Source organism: Euzebyella marina (assembly GCF_003687485.1).
GTDB lineage: Bacteria > Bacteroidota > Bacteroidia > Flavobacteriales > Flavobacteriaceae > Euzebyella > Euzebyella marina.
Window position 1 is genome coordinate 705,845 of the sequence record NZ_CP032050.1, and the last position, 25,340, is coordinate 731,184.

The following is a 25,340-nucleotide window of genomic DNA, read 5'->3' on the forward strand; positions in this document are numbered from 1 at the left end:
AAATGACAAAAACCAAACTATTCCTAATCGCAATTATTTGTTTGTTATCTTCCTGTAAAGAGGTGGCACCACCAAAGCCGGTAGGTCCTTTGCCTTCTGAAAGGCAGTTGGCGTGGCACGAGCTTGAGTACTATGCTTTTATCCATTTCAACATGAATACGTTTACCGATATGGAGTGGGGTTTGGGTGGAGAGTCTCCTGATACTTTCAATCCGTCGGAGTTGGACACCCGTCAATGGGCTAAAGTAGCTAAGGATGCCGGAATGAAGGGAATTATTATCACCGCCAAACATCATGATGGGTTTTGCCTTTGGCCAACAAAAACAACTGAGCATTCAGTGAAAAACTCGCCTTGGAAAGATGGCAACGGCGATTTGATAAAAGATCTTTCGGAAGCCTGTAAAGAATTCGGATTGAAATTTGGGGTATACCTTTCTCCTTGGGATAGAAATGATGCCGATTATGGTAAACCGGCCTATGTAGCGCGATACCACGAACAGCTTCGAGAACTCCTTACCAATTACGGTGAAGTCTTTGAAGTTTGGTTCGATGGGGCCAATGGTGGTACCGGTTACTATGGTGGGGCCAATGAAGAACGTAAAATTGATAATAAAACCTATTATGAATGGGATAGGGTGACCGAAATCGTTCGTGAGCTTCAGCCTAATGCGGTCATTTTCAGTGATGGCGGCCCTGATATAAGATGGGTAGGTACAGAAGAAGGTTTTGCCAATGAGACCAACTGGAGCATTATGCGTAGAGATGAAATTTACCCAGGATGGCCGAGATACAAAGAGCTTCGCTCGGGGCATCAAGATGGTACACACTGGTTACCTGCCGAAGTAAATACATCTATCAGACCGGGTTGGTATTATCACCCCCGTGAAGATCACCAAGTTAAAAGTTTGGCTCGATTGGTTCAAACGTATTACGAATCTATAGGGCGAAATGGCAATTTTTTACTGAACCTTCCGGTAGATACTAGGGGCTTGGTTCATGAAACCGACGTAAAGCAGTTGTTGGCACTAAAAAACCAAATCGATAAAGATTTTGCCCATGAATTGGCAGAAGGCATTAAGGTGCAAGCTTCAAACGTGCGCGGTGAAAATGGCCAATATGCTGCCAATCAAGTCAACGATGGTGATGTCGAAACCTATTGGGCAACAGATGATAAGGTTACTACGGCTTCGTTAACCTTTGAATTTGATAAGCCGACTGAAGTGAACCGGATTTTATTGCAAGAGTACATTCCGTTGGGGCAGAGGGTAATCAGATTCTCTGTAGAAGCGGAGGTAGATGGCAGTTGGAAAAAAATTGATGAGCAAACCACAATTGGCAATAAAAGAATTTTAAGGTTCGAAACCGTTAAGGCTTCAAAGGTTCGGGTCAATTTTCTAGAATCAAAAGGTCCGTTGGTAATTTCGAATATAGAGCTTTATAGGGCACCTAATTTTCTTACGACCCCATTCGTTAGTAGAGCCCGTAACGGCGAGGTGACTTTAACGGTAGCCGATGATGAGGTCGATATATATTATACTTTGGATGGAAGCGAACCTACCAACAAAAGCGACAAGTACGAAAAGCCTTTTTTAGTTTCGGAGGCCACTACCTTAAAATCAATCGGCTACGATGCGGAAACTGGAGAGCAATCGGAAACCCAATTGACCTATATTGATATACCAAAGTCAGATTGGAAGGTGGTAAAAGTATCATCAGGAAAAATAGAGGATGCCGGTAAAATGATAGACGAAAACCCTGATTCCTCTTGGGCTACCGAAAGAGGGGTTAAATCACCTCAAGAAGTAACGATAGATTTAGGTAAGAAGCATATGTTAACAGGCTTTACCTATTTGCCCATACAAGATCGATATCCTTTTGGTATCATTACCGACTATGAATTTTCGGTAAGTGTTGATGGTAAGAGTTTTAGAACGGTCTCCAAGGGTGAATTTGGCAACGTTGTCAATAATCGAATTCTACAGACGGTCAATTTTAAGCCGGTTAGCGCTCGGTATATTCGGCTCAAGGGAAGTATGGTCGATGGTGATGATCATACCACTTCGTTTGCTGAGGTAGGCGTTATTACAAAACAATGATGAGCTAGGGGTTTAGCGCATTGCTTGACCCCTTAATTTTTTAAATTGTTCGTATGCCTTTTCTACCTTATCGGGTGCGGCTGTTTCAAATTCTTTTTCGGTCACGGAATAGGCCTTTTGAACGCTAACCAGTTTTTGTTTCATATGGGCTATAATCGATTGGTAACCCCTATCATTGATTAAGTTCTTTACTTCTAATGAATCTTTCTTAAGGTCATAAAATTCCCATTCGTCAATATCATCGTAGAAGTGCATGAGCTTATAGCGCTTGGTTCTGATGCCATAATGTTTTTTGACCATATGAAAGGCAGGGTAGTCGTAATAATGGTAGTAGATAACATCTCTAAAATCATCATCTGATGTAGTACCATTTAGAAGTCCTCTAAAGGAACGGCCTTGCATATGCTTGGCCATTTGTTCGTTTCCCGTCAAGTCTAAAATGGTTGGCGCAAAATCTAAGTTCTGTACGAGTCCTTCAATTTTTTTACCGGCTTCTATTTCGGTGGGCAATTGCATTAAAAGGGGAGTGCCAAATGATTCTTCGTACATGAAACGTTTGTCGAACCAGCCTTTTTCACCCAGATAGAAACCTTGATCTGAGGTGTAGACCACTAAAGTATTTTCTGTTAGATTGTGTTCATCTAGATAATCCAGTAATTTGCCTACTCCTTCATCTACCGCTGCGATGGTGGCCATATAATCTTGTAGGTACCGTTGTCCCTTCCATTCGGCCAAGTCTTGACCGTGAAGGTCTGCCTCGTGAAAAGAATTGTTTTTGGGGAGGTAGGCGGCGTCCCAAGTGTCGCGCTGTTCAGGGCTCATTCTTTCAAAATCGGTTGTCCAAGGGTTGTGGGCCAATTCGGTCGAACCATACTCCTTACTTATTTTTAGGTCGTGCCCTTCATACATATCTTCGTAAATGGTCTGCAATTGTTCTTTTGCCGCTTGTTGTTCCTTAAAGTTGGGGCAGTACGTTTCAGGCAACGGAAAGTTGACCGAATCATACTTGTTTACGTGACGCAAGGCGGGCATCCAATTACGATGCGGAGCCTTATGATGAACCATCAGAAAAAACGGAAGCGAATCGTTTCTTTTGTTTTCCAAGAAATCAAGTGCGTCATTGGTGATTAGGTCGGTAGCATACCCTTCAATTCGTGTTGTATCTCCATTTTCGATAAAATCGGGGTTGTAATAATTACCTTGATCTACAATTATTTTCCAATGGTCAAACCCTTGTGGGTAACCGTGTAAATGCCATTTGCCCACAATGGCAGTTTCATACCCCGCTTGTTTAAGCATTTTGGGCAAGGTAGGCTGGCTACCGTCAAAATGGTCGCCATTTTGCCTAAAACCGTTTATGTGGCTATGCTTTCCCGTGAGAATAACGGCCCGGCTTGGTCCGCAAATGGAATTGGTCACATAGCTATGTGTGAATAAAGCTCCTTTTTTTGCCAAGCGGTCTATGTTAGGTGTTGGTGCCAATTGGCTCACTGGGTGGCCATAAGCACTTATCGCTTGAATGGCGTGGTCGTCTGCCATAATAAAAACGATGTTCGGTCTTTTGCTTTCGGCTTGAATCTTTTCGGCCTGCTGTTTGCAACTAATCAGGGAGAAGAAAGCTATTAGGGCTAGCAACGAAACATTTTTCAAAATAGAATAAATTATGGGTTGTTGGTGATCCATTTTTTGCATTCTTCAGTTTAGATAATTATTCTAACTCGAATTCAGCTTTTAATGAGGCGTTGGAATCGGTACCTACAAAGACTTCAAAATCTCCGGGTTCGGCAACATGTTGCAGTTCGCTATTATAAAATTTGAGGTCGTCGGTATGCAGGGTTATCTGAACAGTTCTGGTCTCACCCTTCTTTAAATATACTTTTTTAAAGCCCTTCAGTTGTCTTTTTGGCGGTGTAATGGTTCGCACCACATCTCGTAAATACAATTGAACGGTTTCTTCTCCATCAAATTCGCCTGTATTCGACACATCTACCGATACCTCCACCGATTCGTCACTTTTGATCTTTGTTTTGTGGAGGTGTAGATTTTTGTATTCAAACGAGGTATAACTCAACCCATATCCGAAAGGAAAAAGAGGACTGTTATCAACGTCTAGATAGTTCGATTTGAACTTTTGATAATTGTTCTCTTTCGGAGCTGGCCTTCCTGTAAACTTAGTGCTGTGGTAAATGGGTATCTGTCCCACATTGCGAGGCCAGGTAGCGGTGAGTTTTCCGGATGGGTTATAATCACCATAAATGACCTCGGCTACAGCATTTCCAGCTTCGATACCAGAGTGCCATACCTGTAAAATACTTGCAGGTAGTTCATTTTCCTCTTCTAGGGTCATAGGTCTACCGCTCATAAGTACTATGACCATTGGCTTGCCCAGTTTTGCCAATTCCCTCAATAAGTTTTTTTGGCTTTTAGGAAGTGAGATATCTGTTCTGCTTGCGGCTTCGCCACTAAACTCACTAGCTTCACCCACGACCGCAACAATAACTTCTGCCGATTTTGCCGTTTTTAGGGCCTCATCTAAAAGGGTTTCGGGGGAACTAGGGTCTATTTCTACACGAGTGCCGAAAACATTGGCAAGGGTTGCCAATTCTTTGTCGTCGGTAATATTGGCACCTTTTGAATAAGTTATGGCGCCAGATGCGATATTTTTAAAGCCATCTAAGACCGGAATAGATAATTGGGGGTCTCCCGTGGGCGCCCATGTACCGAGCATGTTGTTTTTGTTGTTTGCCAAAGGCCCTATTAAAGCTATTTTGGCCGACTTTTTTAAGGGCAGTGTCTGTTGGTGGTTTTTAAGCAGAACAAACGATTTTTTAGCGGCTTCCCTAGCTAAAAGCTTATTTTCTTCGGTAAGGATGTCTTTTTTTGGCCTTTCATCATCCGAATATCTGTAAGGGTCATTAAGCAGGCCGAGTTGATACTTGGTCGTTAGAACTCTTCGACAGGCATTTGTTATCTGTTCTTCACTTACCTTACCTTCCTCCACCGATTTTTTTAGGGTAGCTAGAAAACCCTCTCCGACCATATCCATATCAAGTCCGGCGTTAATGGCCAGGGCCGAAACATCTTGTAGGTTTCCCAGACCATGGGCCGTCATTTCATTCACGGAAGTATAATCGGAAACAACCATGCCCTTAAAACCCCATTGTTTTCTCAAAAGATCGGTAATCAACCATTTGTTTCCCGAGGCGGGAATACCATCAATATCATTAAACGATGTCATAGCTGTGCCTACCCCAGCGTCTACGGCAGCTTTGTAAACGGGCAGGTATTGATTATACATTTTTGTTCGGCTCATGTCTACCGAATTGTAGTCTTTGCCCGCTTCGACAGCACCGTAAAGTGCCAAATGTTTTACACAAGCCATCATGGTCGCTGAATTTGTTAGATCATTGCCTTGATAACCTTCAATCATGGCTTTTGCAATGGCGCTGCCAAGAAAAGGGTCTTCACCAGCACTTTCGGCAATACGACCCCATCGCGGGTCTCTCGAAATATCGACCATGGGCGAAAAATTCCAATTGATACCATCGGCCGTGGCCTCTTTGGCAGCAGTCTGTGCCATTCTTTTAATAAGTTCCATATCCCAACTGGAGGATGTACCCAGAGGAATGGGGAAAGTAGTTTTATAACCGTGAATTATGTCCGAACCTATCAACAAGGGTATTTTCAATCGCGAATGATTTAGGGCGATTTCTTGCGCTTTTCTGACCTTATCAGGGCCAGATACCCCGAACAGCCCGCCTACTTGACCTGCTTTGATTTTCGCCTCGACATTCTCACTGACTACCGAGCCGGTTGCGATACCACCACCTGGTGTTAAAAGATTGAGTTGGCCTATTTTCTCATCTAGGGTCATTTTGGACAATAACGCTTCAACCTCTGGAATCTTCGTTTGTGCCGTAGCCTGAAAAAGAATGAAAAATATTAGATACTTTAAGTTCTTCGCTATTAAATTCATCCTTCAGTTTTATTCGACCAATTGCACTTTTGATTTCTCTCCCACCCCGTTCTCATTGAATGCCTCAACAGCAAAATAGTAGGCTTGATCGGTATTCAAAGATTTCAATTCGAGAGAATCAATATCGTAAACCAACCACGAGCTATAGAGTTTATCCGGGGCAATTCCCCATAAAACATTGTATCCTTGGGCTTCCTTTACGGCATTCCATTTGACAATGGCACCTCTTCGCTTATCATTACGCTCGATGGTCATCTTTCCGACCTTTTTAGGTTCTTTTCCGTAGCCTTTACCGAATATGCGTAGGTCTGAGATGGATAGGTAGGGTGTGGGTACATGAATATTCTTAAATCTCACGTATCTCGCCTTTGAAGGTTCGTTCAATACTGCATAATCGTTGGGCACATCTTTTTTGTTAGTACTTCGGTCGACTATGGTGTTCCAATTTTTACCATCGATGGAAGCTTCTATTACATATTGATGATATAGTCCGGGTATTTTACCGTACATATCAGATTTATAGTCGTTGTAGTTGACCTGAACGGCCCGAATTTCAGAAGGCTTCATTAAATCAATTTCAATCCATTGGTTTTCGTCGTTCTTCTCCGCAAGCCAAAATGTTTTGACGTTTTCGTCTACCAAATGATCGGCACCGTACTCTTCTTTTATGGAAGAAGTTTTTACTGGTTTTTTATAGGATAGTAGCATCCATCCGGTAAAGCCTCCTTCTTTATCGGTTTCCGATGGTGCGAAATGAGGATAATCGCCGAAACGGGTGTTGCTGTATAGCAATCCCTCATCATCTATAAAAGTGGGGAAGATACCAATGCGTCTTTCCCAACCGATATTGACATTCACGGCCATGGAAGAGGCATGCCAATATTGACCTCCAGGACCTTTTACCGTACTACCATGTCCCGCTCCGTTAATAAAGCCACCAGGTTTATATGAAAACGGATTGTTCGGTGCATATTTAAATGGTCCCAGAGGCGAATCACCGATATATACACCATCTCCGTATACATTAAATTCTGTGCCGGGGGCTGCATATTGTAAGTAATATCGATTTTCGAATTTGTTCATCCATGGGCCTTCGATATATCCCGTTAGAACGGTATCTGCATGGTTTTCTCCAAACCTTTCCCAACCATGTTTCTCAGGTTCGAGATTGAATAGTTCATGAATTTCTTCAGAGGGCCTGAACCGTTTTTTCATATCAAGTTTTCGTGCCCTAACCGGAAATTTGTTCGAGGACCCCCAGTAGATAAAAGCATCGTCATTATCATCGATAAACAATGCAGGGTCTTGTAGATTGTGTAGTATGGAGGGGGTGGCTTCCCATTCCCCTTCTTTTGGTCGGTCGGTAAATAAGACGCTCATCGAGCCTGAAGGGTCGCCCGCTACATAGAGCAGTGAATCTTTATAATTGAATGCCGCAGGGGCGTTCGAGCCTTGAAAGTACCATTGTTTGGGTTTTATAAACTTCCATTCGTTCATGTCTTTTGAGTGCCAATAACCCATAGAGCGGGTCACGAATAAATAGTATTCGTCTTTAAACCTTACCAAAGCGGGGTCGGCGCCCGATCGATACGACAGGTCATTATGTGCATTATAGATCATGTAGGTATAATCTATATTGATGGGATTGCAATAAGTTTTCGGATTGGCTTGCCCAAAAGAGAAGAGCGTGCCAAAAAAGGCCGAAATGGCCAAATAGTAATATAAAGGTGAATTAAAGTTAATTCTCATAGTAGTGTTCTATTCATAAGTGAATCCTAACCGGTCCAGACCCTTTTGAACATCTTCATTTTGCATAAAAAGATTCCATAGCAATCCGGTTCTGTAATTCTCAATCATAATGATGATCGGGCCTTGGTCGATAGCCAAATAGGCTTCAGCTACCCAAAAGTCGTTCTGCGGACTAAAAGCATCGTAAAAGCCCGCTGGGCCCAGAAGTTGGTCTTTATGGGAGTAGAAATATCTCAAGGCTTCCAGGGATTCATCCGGAGTATAGGGCATTGAGCTTAGGGCTGCCGTTGGTGATAGCACACCAATGTCGTTACTCGGGCTATGGGCATTATAGCCTAGACTGCCGTCGTTGTTTCTTGAGTAACTGGCCGTAAGACCCCATCCTCCTTCGTCATAACCAACAAAATTCTTCGGGTTCTCTGAACAATACCGGTAATTGATTTTAGAATGGTTCACATTGACATTCCAATAATTGACAAACCCGTCGGATAGATAGGTCGGGTTCAAACCCAAATAGGAGTAGTGCGCCCAAAAAAGGGGGCCGCCCCTAGGGGAGTCACCTGCGTGATCTACCAAAAGAGGAATATCATATGCGGTGGCCGTACTCGTAAGACCACCGTTCGAAGCCCAGCCGTTTTCATAAACTTCTTTTGAAATGCCAAATTCTTCAGAAGAGGCTGCCATCACATAGGTGATCAGCGTTTCGTTATAGCCTTTTAATTCAAGACCGATATCAAATTTGAAATCGGGGCTCCAATGCCAGTACAGGGTGTTCTGGTTTTGGGTATACCAATTCCATTCGACCCCTTTCCATAAACCGTTTGCTTGATTTGATATGGATTTTTCTTGGTCGGAACCATTTTTAAAATACTCTACCACACATACCAGGCCTTGGGCCAAAAATGCCGTTTCGACCAAATCGCCACCATTATCTTTTTCACTAAATGGCCTGACCGCCCCGGTCGTACCATCTAACCAATGGGGCCAAGCACCATGAAAGCGATCGGCAGATTCTAAAAAATCGAGTATTTGGGTAATTCGTGAAGACCCTTCATCTCTAGAGATATAACCCCTTTCAATACCGGTCAAAATGGCCATTAAACCAAATCCGGTACCGCCAATGGTTACAGTATTGGGGTCGTTAGAGGGTTCGTTGGGGTGATACCTTTCTCGAGCGGCTCCAGAATCGGTTTGGGCAAAATCCCAAAAGTATTTGAAGGTAGATTCTTGGGTTATATCGAGAAGCTCTTCATCTGTAATTGCAGTTTGATCCGTCTCTTCTTCCTCTTCCTGTTCTTCCTCATTTTCTTCAGGGGGAGTTTCAGATGGTTGTTCCGGAAGTTCTGACACACCAATAGGACCCTGCGTATCATCAGATGAACATGCAGATAAAAGGCATAGCAAGCAAAAAATGGAAAAGTATTTAGTCATCCATTTTAATTTTGTAATTGAAGCCAAGTCTCTCAAGCCCTTTTTTAAGGTCTTCGTTTTGCATGAACAGCTTCCAAAAAAGACCTGTTCTATAGTTTTCTATCATGACGGGTATAGGGCCTTGATCGATTGCCAAATAACGGGGTAAATACCAGTTTTTCTCAATGCTGAAGGCATCGTATGGGCCATATTTGCCGATCAAAGTATCTTGCTCGGTATACATATACCTCAAAAAATCTAAGCTGTGTTCCGGAGCATAGGGCATTGACGATAAAGCTGCTGTCGGCGAAATAACTCCTAGATCTTCATCAGGTCGATGGCCGGCATACCCTTTTATCGAATAGCTTGAGGTGAGGCCCCAGAGGTTTTTTCCGTACCCCTTAAAGTTACCGGGATTTTCAACGGCATGCCTATATTGAATCAAGGTATGGTTCACGTTCAATTTCCAATAATCCGCATATTGGTCGGTCAGACCGTTGGGGTTGAGACCCAAGTAGGAGTAGTGCGCCCAAAACATAGGCCCAACGGGTGAATCGTCGTGCTCGTAATGATCTAATTCTGTTTCGAGCCCATAAAAGACGGTATCATTGGCAATCGCCCCTTTTCTTGCCCAACCTTCTTCATACACTTTTTTGTCGATAGGATGGGTAGGGGAAGCCGCCGCCAAAACATACATAATCAATGCCTCATTGTAACCTCCTACCGGAAAATTCATTTCCCATTTGTATTCTGGAGACCAGTGCCAATACAATACATTTTCACCTTTCGTGTACCAACTCCACTCCACCTCCTCCCAGAGTTTTTGAATTCGCTCGGTTAGCTCTTGTTCTCTAGTAGTGCCCTGCTTAAAATATTCTCTTACGGTCAGTAAACCTTGTATTAGAAAAGCTGTTTCAACCAAATCTCCACCATTGTCTTTTTTACTGAAGGGCGTCATTTTGCCTTCGGATGTCAGCCAGTGGGGCCAGGCCCCATGAAATCGGTCTGCTTTTTCAAGAAATGATACTATTTTTTCATAACGTTCCAATGCCTGTTCCCTCGTAATGAAATCTCTTTCGACGCCGACCAAAATGGCCATAAGGCCAAAGCCGGAACCACCTATTGTAATGATGTCTTTGTCGTGGGCCGGATAAACATTATCCATATGAATACGCTCACGAGCCAACCCAGAATTGGGTTCGGCACCTTCCCAGAAGTAATCAAAGGTCTGTTTTTGAACAGAATCCATCAATTGGTCATCGGTAAGGATAACTTTAGATGGCTCTAAACCTTCTTTCTTTTCTTTTTTTGAAGAATGGCCACCGCAACCAACTAACAACGAAGCAATGGCCATTGCAAAACTAAATAACCTCATAAAGATGTTACTTAAGTGATTTAACTAACAAAAGCTAACTAATCAACTATTTTATAAATCGTAATTTCTAATTTCTTGTACTTCTTCCTCCGTTAAGGCTTTATTATAAAACCTTAGTTCGTCGATAAAGCTGTTATCGGAAAGGTGTCCCCATTCGGTAAACCTAGGTGCGCCTGACCCAATAGAAAACATATCGCATCCTGACCAATCAATGCCGGCAGGCAAGGAGTTAGTAGCAACTGCTACGCCATCAAAATATATGGTGGCAGTGTCTGCGGATATGGTGATGGCCATATGCACCCATTCAGAACCCGATGGGTCAAATGCGGCTGCATCGCCCCCATCAACCCATGCTTCAGCGTCTCCGGTACCTACGTTAAGCTTGAAAATTTGCCTCGTTGCGTCTCCTTCCCTAAAAAAGCGGAAACCATTTGTTCTAAGGTTTTGGGTTTCAGGATATCCGGCATTTTCAGAGTCTTCAGGTCCCGCTACCAATATTCCGGCACTCGATGGTTCTGCATTTACCTTGTACCAAAATGTGGCGCTGAACTCATCGGATGTAAGACCATTGGTAGGAAAACTCAAATAAGAATCGGTGGCGCCGGCATAGGCATTATCTCCGGACACACTTTCACCGGCGAAGTCGGGTGAGCCTATAATGGTTGCTTCTGTATCGGTGAAAAGATTCATATAATCTTCATCAAATGGCATATAGAAAACTTCACCATTAAATGTCGGTGGATAATCTGAAACAACGATTCCCGAATCATCTTGAATAATCTGTTTTATCTCGTCTTGGCTTATGGCTTTGTTGAAAATTCTCAACTCGTCCATTAGACTTTGATCGGATAAATGATTCCATCCTGAAAAATTAGGGACACCGCTCATTATCGACATGATATTTACGTCCGTCCAATCAATACCGGTCAATGCTCCTTGAGATACGATTTGCCCGTCAATGTAGACAATCGCTTCTGTTCCGGAAATTGTGAAAGCCATATTGACCCACTCATCGGTACCAGGGTCAATATCGGCGGCTTCAGCACCATCGAACCAAGAATTACCAGCTCCGGTTCCCACATTGAGCTTGAACCTTTGTTTGCCACCAGCATTTTCCCTAAAAAACCTAAAGCCACTTGTCAAAACGTTACCGCCTGCATCATCTAAAGGCGGGCTCATGGTCAAAATTCCGGCACGATCGGGAACCGCATTTACTTTCAACCAGAAAATGGCACTGAATTCAGCGTTTTTAAATCTTTCGGGGTCGAGGGTCAGATAGGCATTTTCAGCACCTGCATAGGCACCATCGCCGGCCAGGCTTTCTTCACTGATAGTTGGGTTACCGTATTGCTCTGCTTCTTCGAAACTCAATAAATCGACAAAACCGCCTTCGAACGGCATGTATAGAATCTCCCCATCATATTTTGCAACATAGGCAGGTTCTTTTGAAAAGTTGACCATTTCAGTAGTCGATTTGCCATCAAGATCATTAGCAATGATGGATAACTCATGTTGACCATCTGCCAATTTATTGTATACTAAATCATCTACGATAAGCCTTCTGTAATCTTTAAAAGTGGTGTAATTGCTTAATCGTGAACCGTCTAACCACACTTCTACAGAACCTAATTCGATATCGTCTTGAGCTTCGAACTTTATGGTGATTGTTGCCAATTCTTCATTCACCTTTACGGCTAGACCTTCTGTAGGTGAATTAATAGTAATGCTAGGGGCCGAGGCATCAGCACCTGGGTCTACTTCTGTAAGGGAGTCGATACCCTCATCGCAGCTGTACAAAACAGCTCCAATAATTGCCAATAAGCAGAGTTGATATATAGTTTTCATTTTGTTTCGTTTTTAGTTAGCTATCTCACCTAGTATGGGAAATTCATCAATTTGGTCTTGATGATAGGTCACAAACTTCTTGTCAGCAGTAAAGGTTCTACCATCGTAACTGAGGTCGTCGTATCTCTCAAGTCTTACCATGTCGAAAAAGCGTTTGCCCCATTCCATTGACAACTCTGCATATTTTTCATCGACTACTTGATCTAAAGTTACACCGCTAAGGGGGTCCATTCCGGCTCTCTGTCTCACTATATTGACCGCTTCGTCGGCTGTCATTACTGAATTAGATGCTCCTTGAAGCAATGCTTCTGCGTACATGAGAAGGGTTTCGGCATAGCGAAATACAATATAATTCTTATTACTGCCGTATTCAGTTCTGCCCGTAATCAACTGATTGCTAGGTAAATAATGCTTGCCGCTCGAGAAAATGGCCCTTACATCAGAAGTGTTCGTATCTCCATCCCTAGTTGTCGGGCTTACGAAAGCCGGAAGATCTGCAGTAGTATAAGAAGTAGTGCTCACCAAGCTATCAATACCTTTCTGGGTAAAAAATACCGAAGTTTCAAGGCGTTCTGTCTCCCCTCTATCCAACATGAATTCTACGAATTTCATACTAGGTTCGAAAAAGCCCCATCCATTGGAAGAACCATCAACAGAGGGTGTCCATGAATTGGGACCGTAAGGTGCATACAAATGGCTTACCCTTTCGCCTTGACCTGAACCGAAATCGGAGTATTGAAACTCAAAAAGATTTTCATCACTAAGTTTGCCAGGAGTTTTGAACAGCTCGTAAAAGTCGGGATATAGACTAAACTTGCCAGAACTAATAATTTGTCCCGCTGCGTCGGCTACTACTTGATAATTTTTGAGCTCTTGATTCGCTACTGCTTTAACCATAAGAGCGGTATATCTCGTAACACCTCCAGGAAGGTCGGTACGCTCGTTAGGCCTTAGGTTTGGCAATAACGGAATCGCTTCATCCATCTGATCTGATATGTGTTGCATCACCTCTTCTTTTGTTGGTACCGATGTTACATCTGAAAAGGCATTTAAATCAGATGACTCTGGAATAAACACGGCGCCATATACCTGCGAAAGCTGAAAAAGTAGAATAGAGCGCAATACCTTGATTTCGGCAATATATCTGTTCCCCTGGGCGATACCTTCGTCATCGGCCAGCTCCATATACCTTTCAATTTGCTCCATGGCCGTATGAGCCCCAATAATATCGCCGTAATAGGTTTCCCAAAGGGTACGAGAGCCAAAGAAAGAGTTGTCATAAACATATCTGTCTTGGTTTTTCAAACCTTGCTGGTCACCGGCGGCGTTCACATCATCTCCCCTTGTGGAGACGACCAAAGGTTGCTCCCAACCTCTATCACTTACGGCTTGGTAAGTTCCGATCAATGAGAAAATCATGTCATCGGTTTTTGAGAAGTCGGTTCCTCCCGCAAAATTATTGTTCAATTCTGGCTGATCTAGTTCATCTGAACAGCTTGTGAGCGTTAACCCTATCGAGGTTGCCAGCACCACAAATTTTATTGATATCTTATATAGTTGAGTCATAGCTAATCTTTTAAATCTTAATGTTTACGCCAAGAGTGTATACACCGGGAATCGGATAGGTCTGATTGTCACGACCGTTGGCAACTTCAGGAGTGAAACCGTTGTATTCAAACAATGTGAGTGGTCTTTCCGCGGTTAGGTAGAATCTAATATCAGGATTGAATTTACCTTTCAATTGGGGTAGGGTATAACCCAAAGTAACGTTTTGAAGTCTTACAAAATCACCCTTTTCCACAAAGAAACTGTTCAGGAATTGATTGCTCCAAGGGTTGCGAATTCCACGGGCACTCGGGTAACTGTTCGATGTACCCGGACCATTCCATCTATTGATGGCGAAGTCTCTATCAATATTGGGGTCGGGTGTCTGTCGAATCGCAAAACGCTTTTGGTTGGCAATAACGTTGCCACCTTGACCGATAACGTTCAATGACAGGTCAAAAGCCTTATAGTTCATACCAAAGTTGAAACCGAAATTATAGGTTGGTAAATAAGAACCTAAATCGACACGGTCTTGCGCATCAATGATGCCATCGCCATTGTAATCTACGAACCTAAAATCTCCGGGTTCGACCACAAGTCCATCGGCAATCGCCGCTTGTGCGGCTGGATCAGATGAAATCTCTTCAGGAGTTTGATACACCCCATCAACTTCAAGACCGAAGAAAGGTGTTATAGTACCGCCGACTACGGTACGTTGAGCAGTATCGCCCCCTGTAGTCAAGTTTTCTTGATCGGCAAGGTCTAACACCTCATTATCCAAGGTAGAAAAATTAGCTCCGATATTGTATCGGAAGTTTTCAGAAACCTGTTTTTCCCAATTCAGCACAAATTCGAAACCGGTGTTTCTAATGCGACCAACGTTCTGTCTGGTCTCACCAGGTACCAATAGTCTTGAAACGGGTATAACGGCATCCCTGGTTTCCCTGTTAAAATAATCAGCCTCTAATGTCAACTGATTATCGAACATACGGGCCGATATACCTGCATTGGTTTCGGCCGTTACCTCCCATTTAAGGGCCTCAAAATCACTACTGGTAACGATACCGGCGTAACTTGTGTCTCCGAATGCGGCTACCACCTCATCAGATGTAATGCCTCCCGTACTGGCGGCCACATTGGCGTTACCCAATTCACCCCAGCTACCTCTCAATTTTAAGAAATTAAGAAAACCAACATTTTGCATGAAGGACTCTTCAGAGATAACCCATCCGGCACCAACCGTTGGAAAATAGCCCCATTTTTCTTGGTATTTACTTGTGCCGTCAGCCCTAAAGGTTCCGTAGAGTAAATATTTGTTGGCATAGTTATAGGCCAATCGGCTGAAGTAAGAAAAGAAATATTGTCTTGTACCATCATCACCGGTTACCCTTACTTTGCCGCTATCGGTACTGGTATCGATGGTATCGGCCAAATCGATATAGTATGATTCATCACCGATACCGGGGCCATTGGGGAAGTTAAGTGCTTTTACCTCTAGAAGTTCAAAAGAGCGATCTCTAAAAGAAGTACCCCCTAGAATGGTCAGGTTGTGGTCTCCGAAACTGTCGTTGTAGGTAAGTGTATTGTCCCACGTCTGTTCGGAGAAAGTTTCATTTCTCTTGATCAGTTCGGCATTTTCCCTAAAAGCATTACCATTACCGTAGAAGTAAGGTAACCGTACTTCTCGAACATCTAAAGTTTCAAAGTTATGATAGTACGCCGTCTTAAAAGTCAATTTATCGGGCACTAACTCATAATTGACATCAAATGTCATAAGCGTATTTCGAGTCTTGTTACGGTTTTCGGTATTATCCATCAAAGGAAACGGGTTCTGTGTACCACGATAACCCAAATCTTGCGCGTTGGCATAAGGTCTCGGATATGCATCGGTTTTCGACGGGTCTAATACCGGCATGGTAGGTACGGCGAAATAAGCAGAGGCAAATGCACCATCTTCTGGGCGATACCTAGTAGCGTTACTCATTAAGGCAGATACACCGACATTCAGGCGGTCGCTTATATCGAAGTTGAGTTTAGTACGAATATTAAATCGCTCATAGTCGTTCTTCATTTTCAAAAGACCTTCTTGCTCAAAAAAGCTAAGGCCGACCGAATAGGTGGTCGACTCGGTACCACCTGTTACCCCTAAACTGTGGTTTTGTTGTAAGGCGTGTCTCAAAATTAAATCGTACCAATCGGTATTTACATCTGGAACGTTCGGATTGATTCTGCTTCGCCCATATCTTTGAATGGCATTGTCTATGAATTGGGCTTCTGCCGCAGAACCGGATTCCCTCGCCAGCGTGGCAAATTGCTCAGAGTTCGATAGTTTGACCACGTTATGTGCTATCTGTACACCTTGATAACCGTTGTAGGTCACCTGTGGTTTTTGATTGGCCTTACCAGATTTTGTTTCTATCAGAACAACACCATTGGCGGCACGTACACCGTAAATGGCCGATGCCGATGCATCTTTTAAAACAGATATTGTTTCTATATCTTCATTGTTAAGAAAATCGATATCATCGTAAAAAGTACCATCTACTACATATAAAGGATTGGATGCGCCGTCAACATACGATCCAATACCACGAACTCTAATGGTGGGTCCGGTACCTGGCGCACCACTACTTACCACTTGTAAACCCGCCACTTTACCTTGAAGCGCTTGCATAGCCGCGCCAGAGGGAGTTCTCGTTATATCTTCTGATTTTACCGTAGTAATGGATCCGGTAAGGTCGGCTTTCTTTTGCGTACCATAACCGACAACTACCACTTCTTCGAGTGCTTGGGTGTCTTCTTCTAAAGTAACATCGATGGTTTCTTGACCATTAACGGCCACTTCTTTGCTCGTAAAACCTATATAGCTAACTGAAAGAGTTCCGTCTGAAGGAACATTATCTAGGGTGTAGTTGCCATCAAAATCGGTTTGGGTACCCGTTGTCGTACCTGATACCACGATGCTGGCTCCAGGAAGCGGAGAACCTTGAGCATCGCTCACCGTACCCGAAACCGTTATACCATCCTGCCCAAACATAGCTAAATGTAGCATCAAAAAGCAGATAGGTAAAAAATAGCTTCTTAATTTCATAATAGTTCAAAAATTGAGTTGATATTTTAATGAGTTGTTAATCTGTTGCAAGATATTAAAAGAGTGTAGTGTGAAATTTTAACACCTCTACATAAAAACTACATCACCGTAAATAGGCCTTCAAACAGCCTTCTTTCAAGTATTTTGCAGTAGTTTGCTGAGTTAACAAATCATTAATTTTAACACCTTGATGTAGTGATGATGTAATATCGTAAAAAGGTGAATATGAGCATTATGTGCTCTATCAATATAGAAAACGTACTATTTGAACTTTATCAGAAAATTTGAAAGGTTTTGAGAACTGTCGATACCTAGTTTTTTTCGAAGGCGATAGCGATGTATTTCTACTCCTCTTACCGTTATGGCCATAAGGGGTGCTATCTCCTTTGTTGATAGATTCATTTTAAGGTAGGCGCAGAGTTTTAAGTCTTTTGGAGTTAATCTTGGGTATTGCCTTAAAAGATTTTCGAAGAAGTCGTTGTGTAGTTCTTTAAAATTGACCTCAAATTGTTTCCAATCTTCATCCTCGTTGATTGAACTATCCAGTTTCTTGGTCAGGGATCTATAGCGCTGTTTATTTGAAAATGCATCTTTGTTCAATACCATCAAATCCTTTAATTCCAATATCAATTCATTTTTTTTGGCTACACTCATAGTAGTGCGCGCGAGTTCGTTTTGTTTGCCCTTAATTTCTTTTTCGAGCTTCTCTTTTTCTAATTGGGCGACTCGCTCGTCTTGTTCGTGTTGCAACTTCACCTTCAAAGCTTCGTGCTTTCTTTTTAATTTTCTTCGATTGTACCAACGCACTATGAAAATGGTGCTTATTAGTAGCAATAGGTAAAATAGAAGGCTCCATTTGGTCAAATACCATGGCGGAGCTATTTCAAATGCCAATATTTTTGGCCTAGATTTCTTATTGTCCATACTCACAGTGGAAACTTTTAGTTCGTAAAGTCCGTGAGGTAAATTTTGAAAAGTCAGTTCTCCATCTTCACTATAGCTGGATCGCGTTACTTCACCCGAGAGCTCATAATAATATCTTGGGTTGACGAGACTTGGCGATGCCACCTGTAGCGTAATATCGTTTGCATGCCGATTCGGTACATCAAAAATGGTATCTGTAACCGAATAGCGTTTCTCGGTATCTTGAAAATGGGTTAACTCCGGAGTCTCCGTAATGGCGTTGGTCAATGACTTCTCTAATTGGGTCAAGTTGATTTTTGCAAACCCGTCGCTTAGGGTGAGCAAGTAGGTAGAGTCGGTTTGCTTTATGATACGCTCCATATCGGGAACCAAGCGTTCGTTTAATTGCGACTTGGCGATATAGATTGTTTTGCCCTTGAGGTCGGTATACACCAATTCTTTATCCGGTTTGTTATCAATAAACCAAAAATTGTCGCCGTCGGCATATATCAACGATTTGCCACTATAACTAACAAATTCTTCAAAGGCATCTATCTCACCGACTATTGGATCATATTTGAACCATTGGCCATCACTTTGCAGTATAATTTGATTTTTTATCTGGTAGAGCTTAACCTGATAGTTATTGGGAATGTCACTAGGACCAAACTCTTTGCTTTCTATGACTTTTTCTAAATTTTCATCTAACTTAAATCTATAAAGACCCTTGTAAGAATGGGCAACCCACAAAGTATGCGCATCTTCAAAACACAATTGCTTTACTGGAAAACTGATTCCCGAAATCTCTGAGACCGACCATTGGTTATCACTTTTTACAAATTTGGCAACCCCGGTATATGTTCCCTGTAAATAAGTGTTATTACTCTCTGGAACCTTTGCAAATTCATATCCACCTGATATTGAAGAGACCCTATTAATATTATTGCCCTCAATCTTAAATGTGGCCGTATTGTGGCCAGCCAAAATGTTGTTCTCTATCGTTTCAAGGTCCCAAACATGACCTTGCGAACCTTCTACGAAAGAGAGGGATTCTTTATTGAGCAGGTAAATGCCTGTATTACTGCCCAAGTAAGTAGTACTTTCATTTTGCGCTATATCGTGGGTTGTACCCAAGATGCCCGAATAGTCAGTGTAATAGGTGATGGGGGAATTGACACCTATTCTGTCGAGGCCATTTTCAAGTCCGGCCCAAAATTGATTATGGAACCTAGCCATTGAAAGAACCGTATTGTTCTGCAAGCCCGTACCCCTATTGAGGTTTTTAATCGATTTGGTCGAGGTATTGTAAAGGTAGATTCCGTTTTTAATGGTGCCGAAAGCAATTTCATTCTTTGAAACGGATAAAATTTTGTTTAGTTGATCGCGCTTGAGCAATTCGTTGATTTCTTTATCGAAACCTACGTAATTGCCGTCTTGGTATACGAAGCAACCTTTAAGTTGAGTGCCGATGAGAAGGCCATTTTTAAAAGATTCTATGCTTATAATTGTTGCGTTCTGAAACTCATCAAATGATGGTAACGAAACCATTTTATTATCCTGAAGTTCAAAAAGGCCGTTGCTTTTAGAGGCAACTATCAACTGGTTATTCTGAACAGCAATGTTCGTGATTACTTGTTCAGGATTAAAAATGGTAATTTGATCATCTTCGTAGATGTAAATGGTAGAGAAAGAACGAAATACAATTTTGTTTTCAAAAGGGATAATCTGCCAGAACTCTTCATTAGTAAAGGTGTGGTCTTGAATCAGATGGGTCAAAGAGGTATAATTGAGTAAACCGGTTTCATCTTTTTCCCAATACCCAAACTCTTCATAGGAACCCGTATAGATACGCTGGCCATCGGCGTAAACCGACCTGATGATGGTAGAATTAGGCAATTTGTTTAAAACCCATTCCTCACCATTAAAGTATAAAAGCCCCTTATCATTGGCGCTGAAAAGTTCACCTTTTTCACTTACCGAAAGGCCCCAATTTTGGCCGGCAGCATTGTATTCGAAAACCCGATAATTATAAATGGGAGGTAGTAGGTTTTGAGCCCCGATTATACAAGGCCATATGAATATTGTGAAGATGAGTAATCGAGTTAACTTCCCCTGCATTCTAAATTTTTAACAATTGAAGAGTGGTAATAACCTTAAGTTACGAAAAACAAAGATGTTGCTTTTCGAAAATCTATCCTAAATGAAGATTGTTTAAGCTCAAAAATTAATCGATTAGCATCACTTGAAGCATAAATTCTATTGTTTCTTGCCCAATTAAACTTTTATTGGGCAAATATAAATTTCATTGGTCATGATGCCGATTCATAAGTTTACTTTTACAAACCCAATCCTATAATGGTTGCACTCATTTGAATAAGAAAAAACCATATCGATTTCTTAGAATTCTAGGTCGCATATTGCTGGCCCTACTTTTAATTTTCGTAGCGTTAGTTCTTTTTATTAGAAGCCCGTGGGGTCAAGATATTATAGTGAATAAGGTAACCAAATACGTTTCTGATAAAACGGGAACTACTGTTGAAATCGACCGTCTGTTCTTGACCTTTTCAGGAAATATCTATTTAGAGGGGCTTTATCTTCAAGATCAAAACAATGATACGCTGGTATATTCTCGAGAGCTAGAGGCCAACCTGCCAATTTCCCCGATTGTTTTTAACAACGAAGTAAATCTCAAATCTTTGCAATGGTCAGGTCTTAAGGCTCGAGTGAAAAGATTGGAAAATTCTGAAGCTTTTAATTTTAGTTTCTTAATCGATGCGTTTGCACCTGCAGATACCGTAACAGTACCCCCGGCTGAGACAGAGCCAATGACTTTCGATTTGGGCTCTGTCGATTTTAATGATTTTGACCTTCAGTATGAAGATGGCTTTCTCGGTATCGACACAAAATTGCTTTTAGGGCGACTTTTTGTTGACGCAAATACTATTGATTTGGATGAAATGAGATTTGAGCTTGACGATTTAGAATTGTCAGACGTTCAAGGACATTACCTTCAGACAAAGCCCTTTGAAGAGACCCAAGATACTACGGAAACCCAGCTTCCCTTTTTGGTGGTCGATCAATTGAAAATTTCGAATGTTCAATTGCAATACAAATCAGAACCGGACAACACGAAATTTGATGCCGACATTCAAGAATTTCTTTTAGAGCTTCCTAAGGCAGATTTGGCCAATAATGAATTTGAGGTAGATCTTGTTTCACTCTACAAATCAAAAATTTTGGCTGAGATCCTTACACCTGTGGGTGCCGTAAACGACTCCATAAGCTCCAGTAATACAGAAGAGTTTAAATGGCCCGACTTTTTGGTCGAAGTAGAGAAAATTGACCTTCAAGACAATCAAATCGTTTACGGCGGAGCGCCCGATACATTGGCCCAACAGCAGTTTGACCCACAAAACCTTTCTTTTTCTGGTTTTGATTTGAATGTCGCAAACATCTCTTATCGGCCAGCGCAGATTAGTTTATCGTTGAATCAACTGGCATTTAAAGAGGGCAGTGGTCTTGAAATAAGAAATGCCCGGTTTAAAAGTAATCTTGATGATAAGGGGCTCGATCTTTCGAATCTAACCCTTTCTACAGCCAATAGTTCGCTGTCAGGTAAGGTTACCGTTCAATACGACGAGTTCGAGAGTCTAATGGCCCAGCCTGATAATTCAGAATTGGAGGTCAATTTAGACCAAGTAGAAATCGGATTGTCCGATCTGTATTATTTTCAGCCTTCATTGAAAGAAAACGAATATTTGAGCAAAGCTTCGGAGCTTCCTATTAGAGGTCGACTTCAAGCAGACGGCACCTTGGCAAATGTTGATGTGGCAGATTTTATGCTAAATTGGGGAGAGAATACTTCACTCTCGGCGCAGGGTAATTTAAAACGTCTCACAGAACCGGACTCCCTATCATTCAATTTTGATAAGATTTCATTATCCACCAAAAGAAAAGATTTACAAAGGCTGGTCAATGAAGATTCATTAGGTGTTGCCCTTCCGACACAAATTGATTTAGATGGCAAAGCAAGCGGAAAATTTGACGATATAGTGGCCCATGCGAACTTACGTATGCCCGAGGGACGAATTCAGTTGGATGGTAACTATAAAAATTCTAAAAGCATTGGCTTTAAAGGTGATTTAAAAGTGGATACCCTGCAATTGAACAAATTGTTCAAGAACGAACAGTTGGGGGCTGTTTCATTTGCTATGAAGGCAGAGGGAAGCGGTAATGACTTAAACTCCCTCAACGCCTCATTAAATTCAGATTTTACCCAATTGATGATTAAAGGGTATGACTTTTCTAACCTAAAGTTAGACGGTCAAATGAGTGATGGTTTAGGTACGGTAGCCATGAAATTTAAAGATGATAATCTGAATTTTGATTCTACTACCAAAATTCAATTAGATTCAGTTAATACCAACATCGAAACCAATTTAGATGTCATAGGGGCCGACCTGTATGCCCTGGGTGTAACCCGAGACAATATTAAGGCTGGGGTGAAACTCAAAGCAGATTATATTGGTACTCCTGAAAATTATAAAGTGAATGCCCTCTTCTCAGAGGGTATAGCGGTATATGAGAACGATCAATATCAGATGGGAGACTTTCAAATTAATGCGGCCATAGGGGAAACCGATACTGATGTAAGTATTGAAAGTGAATTTTTGAACGGTATTGTAAAGTCGAATTCGTCACCAGATGCCGTTATAGCCAGTATTAAAAAACAATTTGAAGGTTACTTTACGAGTACGGTTGATAATGATACCATAAATAGAAATGTCAAGTTAGATGTGAACTTGGCCTTATCTCCCGTTCCGATACTCACCAAGGTTTTCCTTAAAGGGGTTGAAAGGCTCGACTCGGTAAATATTCGGGCTAATTACGATGCCTTCTCGAAAAATTTGAAGGCAGGCGTGCATTTACCCACAATCGTGTATAATGGTAATTCCCTAGATAGTTTAGAAGTTTCGGTCAACGGTAGTGCTACCGACTTAAATTTTTCGGCGGGTTTCGCTGGGCTTTTGGCCGGACCTATAAATATTAAAAAGACCTTTCTCAACGGGAACTTAAATAACAGAGAGCTATTGCTTGACTTTAACTCGTACGATGATCAAGAACGGTTAATGCATATGGCCTCTGAATTAGTTCTTCAAAAAGACACCATAAGCGTTCATATCAATCCCTCAGAATTGATTTTTAATAAGAAAGATTGGTCGGTGCCCCAAGAGAACAAGGTAACCATTGCCGAAAATTATTTAGGACTTCAGAATGTGAAATTCAGTAGAAACTCTCAAGAATTGACCTTGAGCAACGCTATCTCAGATATAGAAAAAGACCATTTGGGTATTTTGTTCAATAATTTCAGGTTACAGACCTTTTTAAGTCTTCTGAATCCTGATGAGGCATTGGCATCAGGTCAGGTAGCAGGAGAGTTGATTATAGAAAACCCGTTTGAAGCGCCCGGTCTGATAGCCAACTTTAAGGTTAATGGGCTCGAATTGATGCAGAATGCTTTGGGTAATTTATCATTGAACGCCTCCTCGAAAGGTCAGGGTGATTATGATTTCGATTTAGCACTGAAAGATGGGGGTGTCGATTTGAATCTTGTTGGAGATTATGCCGCAGCCGAAACAGGGGCAAGACTGAATCTTGACCTCGATTTGAACAAAATTGATATGGCCGTTGTCGAGGGATTGTCAGAGGGAGCCTTAAAAGAATCAAAGGGGTACATTACCGGAAGTATACAGGTGAACGGAACTACGGTAGAGCCCAAGTACAATGGCAATTTGACCTTCAATGAAACCGAATTCAATATAGCCGATTTCAATTCTTTGTTCAAGGTTAATAACGAAACATTGAAAATTGATGAGACCGGCCTTTTCTTTGATTCTTTTGAAATTAAAGATGCCAACAACGGTCAATTCGTCTTGGATGGAGATATTACGACGGAAGAACTTACCAACCCTGGTTTTGACCTCAGTTTAAAAGCGGAAGAGTTTCGGGTGCTCAATTCTACTAAAGAAGACAATGAACTTTATTATGGTACGGCTAGCATAGATGCCGATTTGACCGTAAAGGGAGACTTAGAATTGCCTCAAATAGACGGTAAACTCAGAGTTCGCAACGTAACCGATGTAACTTATGTGGTTGCTGAAGAACAGTTAGATGTAGAAGAACGTGACGGTGTGGTCATCTTTGTGAATAAAGAAGACCCAGATGCCATTCTAACACGGCAAGATCAAGAAGAGACTCCGGCTTTGTTCCAAGGGTTCGACTTAAGTGCCATATTGGAGATTGCCGACGATGCCGTTTTTCATATCATTATCGATGAACGTACCGGAGACAATCTTCAAGTTTCTGGCGATGCGGAGCTCAGTCTGAACATGTCGCCTAATGGCCGAATTAATTTAACGGGCCGGTATGAACTAAATTCTGGACATTATGAGACAAGTCTGTACAATTTGGTCAACAGACGGTTTACCATCAAACCGGGGGGTAGCATTACATGGCGGGGAGACCCAACCGATGCGGCTCTCGATGTTACCGCTATTTATGAGGTAGAGACTTCCGCGGCACCTTTGATGGCGGCCGTAACTTCTGGCCAAGATGTAAGTGTCACTGGTAAGTACCAGCAAGTACTGCCTTTTCTGGTCTATTTGAATGTGGAAGGTGAGCTTTTGCAACCCCAATTATCGTTCGATTTAGATATGCCCGAAGATGAGCAAGGGTCTCTTGGTGGGGCTGTTTATGGTAGGGTGCAGCAGTTGAACGAACAAGAGGCAGCGTTGAACAAGCAGGTTTTTTCTTTATTGGCGCTTAACAGATTTTTCCCCGATACGGGTAGTGACGGAAGTGCGGGTGGTACTGTGGCCCTAGCTCGGGATAACGTGAATAAAGTGCTTTCCGGACAGCTAAACGCATTTTCAGATAAGGTTTTCGGAAAAAGCGGCTTTGAAGTCGATTTTGATCTAGATAGCTTTACCGACTACCAAGGCGATAGTCCGCAAGACAGAACGCAGTTGAACATCAACGCCAAGAAGAAATTATTTGATGACCGCTTAGTGGTCACCGCAGGTAGTGCCGTAGATGTAGAGGGTAGTTCACAAGCCACTCAGGGTCAAACTCCACTCATCGGAAACGTTAGCTTAGAGTATCTGTTAACAGAAGATGGTAGGTATCGCTTAAAGGGCTACCGAAAAAACGAATATGAGAATGTTATTGACGGACAATTAATCGTAACCGGTTTGGCCTTGATTTTCAATAGGGAATTTAATCGGTTCAGTCAATTGTTCAATCCGTTGAAAGAAGATGCTAATACGGAAGAAGCAAAATCAGAAGAGTAAA

11 protein-coding genes are annotated in these 25,340 nt (G+C 42.1%); 2 read left to right on the forward strand and 9 right to left on the reverse strand.

Translation table 11 applies throughout. The features are described 5' to 3' along the window. Positions 1-2 precede the first annotated feature (2 nt). The gene (locus D1013_RS02890) at positions 3-2,096 is read left to right on the forward strand and encodes an alpha-L-fucosidase (RefSeq protein WP_121847454.1); all 2,094 of its coding nucleotides are present in this window, start codon (positions 3-5) and stop codon (positions 2,094-2,096) included. 12 nt (positions 2,097-2,108) lie between these two features. Here D1013_RS02890 and D1013_RS02895 read toward each other — a convergent pair whose 3' ends face one another. The 9 genes from D1013_RS02895 to D1013_RS02935 all read right to left on the reverse strand — a co-directional run bounded on the left by D1013_RS02895 (position 2,109) and on the right by D1013_RS02935 (position 20,108). Next, a complete protein-coding gene (locus tag D1013_RS02895; protein ID WP_121850573.1) occupies positions 2,109-3,779 on the reverse strand; it encodes a sulfatase family protein in 1,671 nt (556 codons plus the stop codon). A gap of 25 nt (positions 3,780-3,804) precedes the next feature. Next, positions 3,805-6,072: a beta-glucosidase BglX gene (bglX, locus tag D1013_RS02900; RefSeq protein ID WP_121847455.1), complete on the reverse strand. Its 2,268-nt coding sequence runs from the start codon at positions 6,070-6,072 to the stop codon at positions 3,805-3,807. Between the two features lie 9 nt (positions 6,073-6,081). Beyond that, the gene (locus tag D1013_RS02905; protein ID WP_121847456.1) at positions 6,082-7,821 is read right to left on the reverse strand and encodes a family 43 glycosylhydrolase; all 1,740 of its coding nucleotides are present in this window, start codon (positions 7,819-7,821) and stop codon (positions 6,082-6,084) included. 9 nt (positions 7,822-7,830) lie between these two features. Further along, on the reverse strand, positions 7,831-9,252 hold the full coding sequence (locus D1013_RS02910; RefSeq protein ID WP_121847457.1) for a glucoamylase family protein: 1,422 nt from the start codon (positions 9,250-9,252) through the stop codon (positions 7,831-7,833). After that, on the reverse strand, positions 9,245-10,606 hold the full coding sequence (locus tag D1013_RS02915) for a glucoamylase family protein (RefSeq protein ID WP_121847458.1): 1,362 nt from the start codon (positions 10,604-10,606) through the stop codon (positions 9,245-9,247). The genes D1013_RS02910 and D1013_RS02915 overlap by 8 nt, the downstream gene beginning before the upstream one ends. A gap of 51 nt (positions 10,607-10,657) precedes the next feature. Next, on the reverse strand, positions 10,658-12,451 hold the full coding sequence (locus D1013_RS02920; protein WP_121847459.1) for a LamG-like jellyroll fold domain-containing protein: 1,794 nt from the start codon (positions 12,449-12,451) through the stop codon (positions 10,658-10,660). A gap of 12 nt (positions 12,452-12,463) precedes the next feature. After that, positions 12,464-14,017, reverse strand: a complete 1,554-nt coding sequence (locus D1013_RS02925) for a RagB/SusD family nutrient uptake outer membrane protein (RefSeq protein ID WP_121847460.1) — start codon at positions 14,015-14,017, stop codon at positions 12,464-12,466. A 10-nt stretch (positions 14,018-14,027) separates the two neighbouring features. Further along, positions 14,028-17,048, reverse strand: a complete 3,021-nt coding sequence (locus tag D1013_RS02930) for a SusC/RagA family TonB-linked outer membrane protein (RefSeq protein WP_225621367.1) — start codon at positions 17,046-17,048, stop codon at positions 14,028-14,030. 300 nt (positions 17,049-17,348) lie between these two features. After that, positions 17,349-20,108: a helix-turn-helix and ligand-binding sensor domain-containing protein gene (locus D1013_RS02935; protein WP_121847462.1), complete on the reverse strand. Its 2,760-nt coding sequence runs from the start codon at positions 20,106-20,108 to the stop codon at positions 17,349-17,351. 371 nt (positions 20,109-20,479) lie between these two features. Here D1013_RS02935 and D1013_RS02940 point away from each other — a divergent pair, with 371 nt between their 5' ends. Then, the gene (locus tag D1013_RS02940) at positions 20,480-25,339 is read left to right on the forward strand and encodes a translocation/assembly module TamB domain-containing protein (RefSeq protein WP_162987790.1); all 4,860 of its coding nucleotides are present in this window, start codon (positions 20,480-20,482) and stop codon (positions 25,337-25,339) included. The last annotated feature ends 1 nt before the right edge of the window (position 25,340 follow it).